Below are 11,689 nucleotides of genomic sequence, written 5' to 3'. Positions count from 1 at the left end.
TAAACAGAAATGAGTGATGGATATGGGATGTCTGGGAAATATCGTCTGGTTGATTTTTGGCGGTTTCATCGGAGCAATCAGCTGGTTTATAGCTGGATTGCTATGGTGTGTGACCATTATTGGGATACCAATCGGTTTACAATGTTTCAAGTTGGCTGGACTCTGTCTTTGGCCTTTTGGAAAACAGGTTGTTTACAGTTCGGATAGTGTGTCTTTTGTAGTCAACATTATCTGGTTGATTATCAGTGGTTTACCTTTAGCACTAGGGCATGTGTTGAGCGGTCTCTTTTTATGTGTAACAATCATCGGTATTCCTTTTGGTATGCAAAGTTTTAAATTAGCCAAGCTGGCCTTAATGCCTTTCGGTGCACAAGTCATACCATCGTCAGATTATTATTTAGATTAATAAATGTATAATAGGTAATGTATTTTTAGTATTGAGTATGAAAGAGAGGAAATCAGCATGACAAAAACAGAGATGAGTCAAGAACAACTAGAAGCAGTCATGGGTTTAATTATTAATGCGAGCAACGCAAAAAGTGATGCAATGGAAGCAATTCAGGCATCAAAAAAAGGCAACTTTGATGAAGCAGATATTAAAATTAAAACTGCAGAATCATCAATTGTCGAAGCGCATCAAGGTCAAACAAAATTATTAACACAAGAGGTTAACGGAGAAGAACTGATAATTACGTTATTAACAGTGCATAGCCAGGATCATTTAATGACAAGTATGATGTTTATGGAAGTTGCTAAAGAGTTGGTTGACGTATACAAACGTATGGATGTTGAGTAAACTGGAGTTTTGATATCACTTACAATTATACTAAATGGTATTAAGCCAGACATTACGTAAATGTCTGGTTTTTTTGTTGACGGTCTGCTTAGTTTAATGGTATTCTATTTAGTCATGTGATAATCAAGGAGGTTCCATAATGAGTCAGACAGAACATCAAGTTGAAGCCGCTTATTTGCAAGATGTGTATCGGCAGCTGGTAGTTAGAAAAAGGCAACTGGAAACGTTATTGGAAAGGGTTCGTACCGAGGGTATTAGCGATATTCAAACAATGATGGGGGATGTCCGCCTGAATTTTTCCAATATTTCTGATAACTTGGATACATTCGCCGCTTTAGAAATGAAAAATCGTGAAATTGATCAACTTAATATAAAGATTAAATCAGCGGAAGAATTTTTAAGCAAAGTGGATCGACTGCTAGCCAAACCGTATTTTGGTAAAATCATCGTTGACTTTTTAGATGATGAACAACCAGAGCCTTTTTATATTGGTATTAATGGCTTTGCCAATGATGCCGGAGATTATTTGATTTATGACTGGCGTTCGCCGATTGCTGAATTATTTTATAATAATGAGATGGGGCACTCATCATATGTGGTGAATAAGCATCAAATTAATGTCAGTATCGAACAAAGACGTCAGTTTATCGTAGAAGCTGAAAAATTAATTAATTATTTTGATACATCCGTTTCTATTCAAGATGACGTACTGCTTGAAGTCCTGGGAAGTGATGCCACGACACAAATGAGGGACATCACCTCTACTATCCAAAAAGAACAAAATGTGATTATTCGTGATACAGAACATGCCAATATATTAGTTAACGGTGTTGCCGGCAGCGGTAAAACATCAACTATTATGCAGCGAATTGCGTATTTATTATTTCAATACAAAGAATACATTACATCAGATAATATTATGATTTTATCACCTAATAATAAATTTATTGATTATATTAGTGATGTTTTACCATCTTTAGGAGAAAAAAATCCGATGAATGTGACGATGCTGCAATTTGTTAAACAGTATTTTCCAATGCAGCTGGTTGATGAAACTACGCATTTTTATCGAGTGAGTGCCCCAACGGTTTCTAAGACAGAAGCTGTTTTGAGAGACAAAAAGTTCTCAGATATGATAAAACAAGCAGGTTATTTATTCACTGATGATACAGCATTGTTTCAATCCTTAAAGCGTAAAGATAAAACAATCATCTCTAAAGACCGGATTGCCTCTATTTTTCAGTCAACTCCATCAGACTCTGCTTTGATTGACCGTATCCAAGCCACAAAACAATTACTAGTTAGCGATTGGAATCGACGTATTGCTAAACAAGCTCGCTCAAATAAAGTACAAGATCAAGTGCTAACATTATCTGAGGAAATGCAGGAAAAAGTTTTCGGCTCTGTTTTATCTGAAAACGCCGAAAAAAATGTGTATCCTTATGCTAAAAAAATATTGCAAAAACAATACCGCTCAATCACCACAGGTATTAAACAAAATGATTGGTTGGATTTAGAATATATGTTTCAAAAAATATATCAAACGTACTCCGGTGAAACTTACGAATGGAGCAGCGATGAAGTGTATCATGTGGATGAGACAGTAGCATTTTTGACAATGCAGCATCATTTGGTTGAAGCGCTAGAAGTACCTAAAATGCGTTTTATACTGATTGATGAAATTCAGGATTACACGCCAGCTCAGATAAGCTTACTGCTTGATTTATTTCCAAAAGCAAAATTCACCATGGTGGGGGATGAAAACCAGGCAATTTTTAATGCACATATTCCTTTTTCTGCCATAGATGCTGACTTCGACAGCAGAGGGCTACGCTGTCAGCGATATAATTTATTAAGTAGTTACCGTTCTACTGCATCCATCACAGCATTCTTTGGTCAGTTGGCTGCAGCTGAACAAAAGATGTCGATTGTGCCGATTCGTGAAGAGGGTGAATTACCGACGTTTTATTCGTATCAATCAGAAATAGACTTCTGTCAATTAGTGCAGCATATTTCTAAGCAATTATTAGGAAGTGCATTAACAATTGTAACTAAAAATGCAGCAGAGACTGCAATTGTGAACAATTGGCTTAGTGAACTAAGCGCATTGAATGTTACAGTTATGCCGATTACTTTATGTAAAGGTTTGGAATTTGATAATGTATTAATCTATAATGCTTCCAATATCAATTATGAAACAACCAGTGATCAAAGGCTACTGTATACAATAGCGTCTCGAGCAATGAAACGTTTGTATATCAGTTATCAAGATAAATTGACGACAATAATTCATCAATAATGCTGTTCCTAAACTGACCTGTAGTTAAGGTCGGTTTTTTTATATTTATTGTGTCTTTTTTCTCAAGGAGTGATTCTCAAATTATGGTATAATATAGAAAACGCTTTAAAAGGAGAATGCATTAATGACTAATTATGTGATTACTAAGACAAGTGAATTGTTCAATGGCGGTTGTAACGCCTGTCCAAGTGTTTTAACCGATTTTTATCATCTTGATTTAAATGGTATCCCACAAACGATGGATACTTTATCGACGAATGACTTAGTTCGTCTGATTGCTCAAAATCAAGGATTTAAAATGACGCAAGAATTTGATGTGGATGCTGACTATGATGTGTTTAAAAAAAATGATACAACAATTCGAGTAATGGAAGAGATTGATAAATACATTTATCAATCTGGAAGCACAGAGATTGTTGTGCATAATCTACCCAAAGAACCGTCTATCATTTTCGCTGAAGCTGTCGAAATTTTGACTAAACTTTTTAATGTAGAAGATATCGCATTTGAATTAGCCTGTGACTAAATTAGAAGCGGCATGGGGTGAGAAAACTCCATGTCTTTTTTTAGTATTATAAGTATAAAAAGACTTAGTAATTTCAATAATTTGTTTTACAATAGAGATATGAACATTGGTTCATTTAACGATCTATATAATGGTTAAAAATACTGATTATCAGGATATAAAACAACTTATTCTTATAAAAATTTATATACTATATAAAAATCTGGAAAAAAGAAAAAGTGAGTGAGAAAGTTATTTTAGGTAGTGTTGTAGTCCTGTCTGTTTTAACTGCTTGTGTTGAATGTTGGTAGAGGTTTTATGTTCAACTAAGTAAATATATGGATATTGTGGATAGCGCTAGAAAGTTAAAGGATGTGAATGTAATTTAATTTGGTTATTATCAAATTAAAAAAGAATGAACATTTCGATAATAGAGACTTATTTATTTTTAAGCAACAAAGTATCTATGAAAGTTAGTGATTTGGTTATACTCTTACAAGTAGTACATGGAGATAAAAAAATGGTTAGCTACACACTGATTTTACAGTATCTATACAAATAAAAGTAAGTTTTTATTGTAATTATTTGGTTATATGGTGATTTTTTAATAATTATTTTTAAAACATACTTAAATAATATATAATAATAAGCGTAAATGATAATTAAGTTAGGAGTGTAAATATGAAATATGTTCAGAAAAATGGTCAACATAACATTCTATATCTAGTAATTTTTTCTATATTTATAGGATTGACGTTTACTATAAATTCAATTAGTGTATCGGCAAAAGAATCCAACAATGACAATCAGGCGTTTGATTTTACTATGTCAGCAGAGTTGCCGGATAATCAGCAAAATAAAGATGTGACATATTTTGACTTAAAAGTAAGACCCGGGGATAAACAAGATTTAAAACTACGGGTGACGAATACTGGAAAAAAGAAGAAGAAGATACGAGTAACGCCAACAAATGCAAAGACTAACCAGAATGGGAATATAGACTATTCTATTCCACCTAAAAGTTATAAACAAGACTCATCATTAAAGAATCCGTTTACAACTTTTGTCGAAGGTGGTTCTAAGATCGTTGATGTTGCTCCTGGAAAGACTGAAGATGTTGTATTTAAAATGACTTTACCGAAACAGCCATTTAAGGGACTGGTTTTAGGTGGCTTTGTTGCAGATTTGCCAGATGACAAGAGTAATGCAGAAGATACCAAGGGTGTTAAGATTGTTAATAAATTCCAAGTTGTTAAGGCAATTATGCTTCGCGAAGATGATGGTAAAGTGGAGCCTGAATTAAAGCTAAACAAAATAAAACCTGCTTTAGTTAATTATCATACAGCAGTGACTGCTAATATTCAAAATATTGAACCAGTTATGTTTGGAAAATTGAAGATTGATGCGAAAATTACAAAAAAAGGGTCTGATAGAGTTATTAAATCGACTGTAGCAGAAAATCAGGAAATGGCCCCTAATTCTAATTATAATTTTCCGATAATGTGGGAGGATGAACCTTTAGAAGCTGGTGATTATACGTTAAAAATGACTGCGTCTACTGGAGATAAAAAGTGGCCTTTTACTAAGAATTTCAATATTTCCGAGAGTGACAGCAATAAGTTAAATAAAGAGGCTGTTAATTTAAATAAGAATCAAGGATTCTCAATTTGGGGCTATGTATTAATTGCACTAGTTATTCTTTTAGTAGCAGCGGGTAGCTTTATTTTCTACAAGAAAAAAATGAGAAACAAGACAGTACAATTAAGTAAGACTAAGAAAAAAGCTACCGGATCATCCAAAAAAACAGTTTCGCATACTAGTAAGACTAAAAAATCAAGTGCCGGTGCAAGTACTGGCAAGACAAAGAAAAAGAAATCATCGGATAAAAAATAAAAAAAGGTAATGGACCAAATGGTCTGTTACCTTTTCTGCATGTCAAAAGCTGATTTTAATTTAATATTATCGGGTTTACTGTCATGAGGATATTGTTGGTAAACAAGCTGATTGGTTTGTTCATCATGAATGATATATAGACTATCAGCAGATCCTTTACAAGGTCCTAAAGAAAAGGCTGTTTTAGAGTCATCGATTAATTCAATATCTTTAAGTGTTTGAGCTAAAAGCTGTCTGAATCGATTTATTTTTTTTATTTTTTCTTCAGCTTTTTCAACGGCTTTACTCAATTTATACCCTTCATCAAGATATTCTTTGATGATAGTTACTTTAATTACTGTTCTTAATTGGTATCTGCGATAGCTGTTATCTGTTTGATTCTTAATTGATTGAATAAAGTTCTTTTCTTCCCAATAACGCAACTGTCTCGTTGAGACGTTGGTCATTTTACTCAGCTCACTAATGCCTACAACAATATCGTGATTTGTTAATAAAGTCTTTAGCGGAATTTTCACATTGGCACCTCTTGATAATTATTTGATGTTTAAATTGTAACTTTTTTAACATTAATGTCAAGCTGGTTGACAAATGACTTTAAAAAATTTAAACTATATTATGTTTTTCAGAAAATAATAACACAAGGAGTGAAATAGATGGAAAATATACAAAAACCGCTTGATATTTACGGGAAACCATATCATCGCGGTATCTTAATAGGTGTTCTTTTAATTGGAACATTCTGTACTGTCTTAAATCAAACGCTGTTGGCGACAGCCTTTCCAGCTTTAATGAAAGACTTTGATATATCTGCATCGACTGTTCAATGGTTGACGACAGGTTTTATGCTGGTCAATGGAATTATGATTCCAATCACAGCTTGGACGATGAATAAGTTTACATCAAAGAGTTTATACTTATTTGCAATGATTGTATTTTTACTAGGAACTATTCAATGTTTTTTAGCGCCTAATTTTGAATTTTTATTGTTAGGTCGTTTAATACAAGCAATTGGTGTAGGAATCTCTATGCCTTTATTGCAAACTATTATGCTAACTATTTTTCCTCCTGAAAAACGCGGGGCGGCAATGGGAATGACAGGGATTGTTATCGGTTTAGCGCCTGCATTAGGGCCAACTTTATCGGGATGGATTATTGACCATTATCAATGGCGTGATTTGTTTGGTATGATCATTCCTATCGTGATCTTAGTTATCATTCTAGCATTTTTCTTTATGCGCAGTGTTATTCCTTTATCTAATCCTAAAATCGATATTTTATCGATCATTTTGTCAACAATTGGATTCGGTAGTTTATTATATGGATTTTCCAGTGTTGGAAATGATGGTTGGGGTAGTATGAATGTATTATTACCGTTAATTATCGGTATTATTTTTATTGCTATCTTCGCACGGCGCCAATTACATTTAGACAATCCGTTTTTAGAATTGCGTGTATTTAAATCACCAGTTTTTACAATAGCTGCTATTTTAGCTGGTGTAACTAATATGGCGATGATTGGAGCTGAAATGGTTATTCCGTTATATATTCAAAATATTCGAGGTGAATCAGCGTTTCATTCTGGTTTAATGCTTTTACCAGGTGCTCTTATAATGGGAGCTATGATGCCGATTACCGGTCGCATATTTGATAAGCACGGCGCAAGACGATTAGCTATTACAGGTATGTTTATTTTAACTGCAGCAACTGCTCCGTTTGCATTCTTAACTGAGACAACACCTGTTGTATATATTATAGTACTTTATGCGATTCGTATGTTTGGAATTTCTATGGTTATGATGCCCGTTACAACTTCAGGTATGAATGCTTTGCCTACTAATCTGATAACTCATGGTACCGCAGTAAATAATACCTTTAGACAGATTGCTAGTTCCATTGGGACAGCAATTTTGATTAGTGTCTTAACGAATGTCACAAAAACTAATATTCCAGACAAATCAATGGCAAAAGCGACACCTTTAGCGTTCAAAGAAGATGTTTTAAATGCTACGTTATCTGGCTATCATGCAGCCTTTATTGTCGCTATCATTTTTGGTTTAGTAGGTCTGATTATTTCTTTATTTTTAAAGAAAGAATCAGTCATTTATAAAGAAGCCGATTCTGATTCTGAAAGGGAGGCTGCCTAATGATTATCTTTATTTTAATTATCAGTGTGGTATTATTTATGCTGACTAATGTGTTTGCTAAGAAAATATGGCAAACCGTTGTATCCTTTGTTTTTGGTGCGTTGTTTGTTGTTTCACTCATTTTGATTGTTTTGAACGTATCAAATCATTACGGAATGAAACAAGTAACGGAAACGAAAGAAATTTCGCTTGTGTCGAGCGGTGACACGAATGGACCTAAACTATTATTGTATCAGCCATTGGGAAATGGTGAAGAGACAGTTTTTCTATATAAAACAAAAGATTCTCAAAAAAAACCGAAAGCAACAGGAACAGACTATGTGACTAATGAAGTAATTAAAAATAGTAAATCACCAAAATTAATTGAAAAGAAAACATATTGGGTTTATAAAAATCGCGGTTTTGAACGTTTCTTCCATATTAATGGCAGCAAAAAAGAATTTGTTAAAGAAGAAAATGAATTTCAAGTACCATCGGATTGGTATGTTTTAACAACTGATCAGGCGAAAGAACTACAAAAAACGATGCAGGATCAGAAAATCCAAATCGAATCCGATGCAAAAGCATTCGCAGCCAATCAATTAAAAGAAGCAATGATGAAAAATCCGAAGTTAGATAAAGCGGCACAACACCAATTAGCTGAAAAGGCTGGGGCTGACTATCAAGCAAAAGTATTTCAAGAGACAGTCGAAAAAATTCAAAAAAAATAAAAGTCAGGGTGAGGCAAATGTGTCTCATTCTTTTTTTGATAGTAACTAAAATAGTTGAAAATTTCTTAAAAAGGTTGTTTTATTAAGAGGTAATATGATACTATCCAGTCATGTATTCGAATCATTTCTTCTTAGATTATGTACCTGTAGGAGGCCAAAATTATGGTACTAAAAAAAATATATACCAAAAAAAAAGAACAATTACCGGAAGAAACAATAAATTCAGTGGGCTTACCAAATGATTGGGCCGTGTTAATCAGCTCCTTATGTTTATTGATAGCGGGATATCTATTTTCAGCGAATGATATATATAGTGGATTTTCAAAGGCATGTTTTATCTTAGTCATTATTATTACTGGAACTACTCCAGTCAAAAAGACGTGGCAGAGTCTCCGTCAAAAACAATTTAATGTCTATCAACTAGTTGTTTTAATTGTAATTATTTTACTGTCAGTAAAACAAATTCTATGGGCGGCTTTTTTACTAGTCACACTGGTCGTTATTTCATTCATTAAACAGCATGTCAAAAAAGAAAAAAAAGACAAGTTATCATAATACAAGCTTATGCAGCAGTAAAATTTATTTTACCGCTGTGTAAACTTTTCCGATTTAAATAATTGCATTTCTTTTTTTTATCGTTTATAGTTGACGAATCAACAATTGACGAATCAACTGTTTAAGGAAGGGGACAATGATGACTGGGAGACAGGTAAATCAGGTTTTTTATCAAGTAAAAATATTGGAACAGCAGATTGCTAAAATATTTGAAGAACGTGTAGGAATTAGTTTAAGCCGATATAAATTATTACTAATTCTTCAAGAAAAAGGTCCATGCCTGCATTCAACACTGAAAGAAGAAATGCAGATTGACCAAGGTGCTATCACTAGGCACTTAAAAGTACTAGAAAATGAAGGGCATGTTTTGCGACAAAGAAACCCTAAAAATAATCGCGAGGTTTTTGTGGAACTGACTAATACAGCAAAGAATAAATTAATTGCATGTGAACATAAGCATCAACAATTCGAAGCATTATTAGGTACGTATGTTGATGAGACAGACTTAACGAATTTATCAGGTTTGTTAGAGTCTTTAACGTCTGCATTGAAAGCTATTGAAGAAAAATAAAAAGGAGTTTATAGAAATGACACAATTTAAAACAAATGACTTTTCAGAAATAGTATTTGGGAGAAAATCAGTCATGAAGAAATGTTGGAAATGATCAGTGAAGCTACAACAGCACCATCTTCAGTAAATCTTCAACCATGGCGGTTTGTGGTAGTTGAAAGTGAAGCAGCAAAAGAAAAATTACATCCTTTAATTCGTTTTAATACAAAACAGAATGAAGAGTCCTCAGCAATGGTCCTAATCTTTGGCGATTTAAGATGTCATGATTTAACAGAAGAGATCTATGATCAGGCCCATACTGCTGGTAAAATGCCGAAAGAAGTCCGTGATCAACAAGTTCAAGCTATTGTTCCGCACTATGAAGCTTTCTCGAAAACTCAAATGAATGACGTTGTTAAGATTGATGCTAGTTTAGCAGCAATGCAGTTTATGCTGATTGCTCGAGCACATGGGTATGAAACAAATCCGATAGGTGGTTTTGAAAAAGATCAATGAGCTGAGGCTTTTGGTTTAAACAAAGAACGTTATGTGCCGGTGATGATTCTTTCTGTTGGTAAAGCGACTGAGTCAGGATATGAATCCGTTCGTTTAGATAGTAAGAAAATTACAACATTCAAATAAAATTTGAAACAATCGAAAGGATTGCCCTTTCGATTGTCTTTGCTTTATAACAACTGCTCTACGTGTGCTATAATTGATAGTAATTTAAGAATGATAGACATAACTGAGGGGTGAAGCTTCATGGCATTATTAGAATTAAATCGTGTGACATATGAGACAGAGAACCAAAAGATAGTAAAAGACGTATCTTTTCAGGTAAATGAAGGCGAGTATCTGACAATTGTCGGTCCGTCGGGTGGTGGTAAGAGTACACTTTTAAAATTAATCGCATCATTGATAACACCAACATCGGGGTCCATCTTATTCCAAAAAAAAAGCCAGTCGGAGTATTCGCTGCCGCTGTATCGTCAGGAAGTTTCATATTGTTTTCAACAACCGACACTATTTGGAGAAACTGTCGCTGACAATATGATATTCCCTTTTGAAGTAAGACAAGTTGCTTACGATGAAAAATTAGCTGCTGAGCAGTTGCAGCGTGTTGATTTGACCGAGGATTATTTAACTAAAAAAATTGTGGACTTGTCTGGCGGAGAAAAACAGCGGGTAGCTCTTGTCAGAAATTTATTGTTTCCGCCTAAGTTGCTGTTGTTGGATGAGGTAACGGCAGGTTTAGATGATGACAGTAAAAAAATTGTCTTGAATTTGATTGATGATATTCATCATCATGCGACGACAATGATTCGCGTGACACATGATGATAGTGAAATAGCTTCAACTCAAAATATTTTAACAATTAGAAATGGAGAGGTTGTCCATGAATCAGTTAGCCATTAATGACGTATCACTAGTTATCTCATTCGCTTTAGTATTGATTGCGATGGCTATTAGTATGAAAGAAAAATTGGGACTGTCAAAAGATATTATTTATGGTGTCGTTCGTGCAGTTATTCAACTAACCATTATCGGCTACGTATTGAAATATATTTTTCAAGTGGATAATATTGTTTTAACGCTGTTGATGAGTTTATTCATTGTATTCAATGCCTCTTGGAATGCTTATAAACGTAATCCCAATCAGCATAAACATTATTGGAAAACTCTTGTTGCAATTATTATTAGCACATATGTGACCATCAGCGTGCTACTTCTATCAGGTGCACTAAAATTTGTTCCATCTCAAGTCATTCCGATAACCGGTATGGTGGCGAATAATGCGATGATTGCTATTGGTCTATGCTATCGAAATTTATATCAGCAATTTCATGATCAACGCCAACAGGTTCTTGAGAAGTTAGCGTTAGGTGCAGATATTAAATTAGCCAGTCGGAGTATATTAAAGTCAAGTATCAAAATTTCTGTACAGCCGACTGTCGATTCAACTAAAACTGTTGGACTGGTAAGTCTGCCAGGAATGATGTCAGGATTGATTTTTGCAGGTGTCGATCCAGTTCATGCAATCAAATATCAAATTATGGTGTCGTTTATGATTTTAGCAACCACAAGCATGGGGGCAATTATCGCTGGCTATGGAGCGTATAAAGAATATTTTAATGATCATCAACAGTTTAATAATTAATTGATGTGAGACAAAAGAACCCAAGACAGTCGGGTTCTTTTTTTTATTGCTATTTTACAAAATATACGGTACATTAAAT

At 34.0% G+C, this 11,689-nt stretch carries 12 protein-coding genes and 1 pseudogene; 12 read left to right on the top strand and 1 reads right to left on the bottom strand.

Translation table 11 applies throughout. The annotated features are described in order from the left end of the window. The first annotated feature begins 22 nt into the window (after positions 1-22). From CBF37_RS06070 to CBF37_RS06050, 5 genes are all read left to right on the top strand, one after another. Positions 23-406, top strand: coding sequence for a YccF domain-containing protein (locus CBF37_RS06070; RefSeq protein ID WP_125983856.1), 384 nt, complete (start codon positions 23-25; stop codon positions 404-406). A 72-nt stretch (positions 407-478) separates the two neighbouring features. After that, positions 479-796 (top strand): PTS lactose/cellobiose transporter subunit IIA, encoded by a 318-nt coding sequence (locus tag CBF37_RS06065; protein WP_125983918.1) that lies wholly within the window; start codon positions 479-481, stop codon positions 794-796. A 139-nt stretch (positions 797-935) separates the two neighbouring features. After that, the gene (locus CBF37_RS06060) at positions 936-3,095 is read left to right on the top strand and encodes a HelD family protein (RefSeq protein WP_125983855.1); all 2,160 of its coding nucleotides are present in this window, start codon (positions 936-938) and stop codon (positions 3,093-3,095) included. 124 nt (positions 3,096-3,219) lie between these two features. Beyond that, complete coding sequence (locus CBF37_RS06055; RefSeq protein ID WP_125983854.1) at positions 3,220-3,621, top strand: DUF4809 family protein; 402 nt, start codon at positions 3,220-3,222, stop codon at positions 3,619-3,621. A 660-nt stretch (positions 3,622-4,281) separates the two neighbouring features. Further along, entirely contained in the window at positions 4,282-5,493 is a 1,212-nt protein-coding gene (locus CBF37_RS06050; RefSeq protein ID WP_125983853.1) for a WxLIP family cell surface protein, read from the top strand. Positions 5,494-5,519: 26 nt separating this feature from the next. On the opposite strand, the gene CBF37_RS06045 is transcribed toward CBF37_RS06050, so the two are convergent. After that, positions 5,520-6,008 carry a MerR family transcriptional regulator gene (locus tag CBF37_RS06045; RefSeq protein ID WP_240626674.1) on the bottom strand — a complete coding sequence of 163 codons (489 nt, stop codon included), beginning with the start codon at positions 6,006-6,008 and terminating at the stop codon, positions 5,520-5,522. Between the two features lie 138 nt (positions 6,009-6,146). Between CBF37_RS06045 and CBF37_RS06040 the strand changes: the two genes are divergently transcribed. From CBF37_RS06040 to CBF37_RS06010, 7 genes and pseudogenes are all read left to right on the top strand, one after another. Further along, positions 6,147-7,637: an MDR family MFS transporter gene (locus tag CBF37_RS06040; RefSeq protein WP_125983852.1), complete on the top strand. Its 1,491-nt coding sequence runs from the start codon at positions 6,147-6,149 to the stop codon at positions 7,635-7,637. Continuing rightward, positions 7,637-8,347, top strand: a complete 711-nt coding sequence (locus CBF37_RS06035; RefSeq protein WP_125983851.1) for a DUF4811 domain-containing protein — start codon at positions 7,637-7,639, stop codon at positions 8,345-8,347. The genes CBF37_RS06040 and CBF37_RS06035 overlap by 1 nt, the downstream gene beginning before the upstream one ends. A gap of 162 nt (positions 8,348-8,509) precedes the next feature. Next, positions 8,510-8,902, top strand: coding sequence for a hypothetical protein (locus CBF37_RS06030; RefSeq protein ID WP_125983850.1), 393 nt, complete (start codon positions 8,510-8,512; stop codon positions 8,900-8,902). A gap of 139 nt (positions 8,903-9,041) precedes the next feature. Then, entirely contained in the window at positions 9,042-9,473 is a 432-nt protein-coding gene (locus CBF37_RS06025; protein WP_165866655.1) for a MarR family winged helix-turn-helix transcriptional regulator, read from the top strand. A 16-nt stretch (positions 9,474-9,489) separates the two neighbouring features. Beyond that, positions 9,490-10,094: pseudogene (locus tag CBF37_RS06020) on the top strand (nitroreductase family protein). Between the two features lie 120 nt (positions 10,095-10,214). Then, positions 10,215-10,868, top strand: coding sequence for an ABC transporter ATP-binding protein (locus CBF37_RS06015; protein WP_125983848.1), 654 nt, complete (start codon positions 10,215-10,217; stop codon positions 10,866-10,868). Continuing rightward, on the top strand, positions 10,849-11,610 hold the full coding sequence (locus tag CBF37_RS06010; protein ID WP_125983847.1) for an ABC transporter permease: 762 nt from the start codon (positions 10,849-10,851) through the stop codon (positions 11,608-11,610). Before CBF37_RS06015 ends, CBF37_RS06010 begins: the two co-directional genes overlap by 20 nt. The last annotated feature ends 79 nt before the right edge of the window (positions 11,611-11,689 follow it).

This window comes from Vagococcus vulneris (genome assembly GCF_003950515.1).
Classification (GTDB): Bacteria; Bacillota; Bacilli; order Lactobacillales; family Vagococcaceae; genus Vagococcus; species Vagococcus vulneris.
This window is presented reverse-complemented; position numbering and strand designations above follow the sequence as displayed.

Coding starts and splice junctions, on each gene's coding strand:
- CBF37_RS06070 (WP_125983856.1), top strand. CDS start 23: ATGGGATGTCTGGGAAATATCGTCTGGTTGATTTTTGGCGGTTTCATC.
- CBF37_RS06065 (WP_125983918.1), top strand. CDS start 479: ATGAGTCAAGAACAACTAGAAGCAGTCATGGGTTTAATTATTAATGCG.
- CBF37_RS06060 (WP_125983855.1), top strand. CDS start 936: ATGAGTCAGACAGAACATCAAGTTGAAGCCGCTTATTTGCAAGATGTG.
- CBF37_RS06055 (WP_125983854.1), top strand. CDS start 3,220: ATGACTAATTATGTGATTACTAAGACAAGTGAATTGTTCAATGGCGGT.
- CBF37_RS06050 (WP_125983853.1), top strand. CDS start 4,282: ATGAAATATGTTCAGAAAAATGGTCAACATAACATTCTATATCTAGTA.
- CBF37_RS06040 (WP_125983852.1), top strand. CDS start 6,147: ATGGAAAATATACAAAAACCGCTTGATATTTACGGGAAACCATATCAT.
- CBF37_RS06035 (WP_125983851.1), top strand. CDS start 7,637: ATGATTATCTTTATTTTAATTATCAGTGTGGTATTATTTATGCTGACT.
- CBF37_RS06030 (WP_125983850.1), top strand. CDS start 8,510: ATGGTACTAAAAAAAATATATACCAAAAAAAAAGAACAATTACCGGAA.
- CBF37_RS06025 (WP_165866655.1), top strand. CDS start 9,042: ATGACTGGGAGACAGGTAAATCAGGTTTTTTATCAAGTAAAAATATTG.
- CBF37_RS06015 (WP_125983848.1), top strand. CDS start 10,215: ATGGCATTATTAGAATTAAATCGTGTGACATATGAGACAGAGAACCAA.
- CBF37_RS06010 (WP_125983847.1), top strand. CDS start 10,849: ATGAATCAGTTAGCCATTAATGACGTATCACTAGTTATCTCATTCGCT.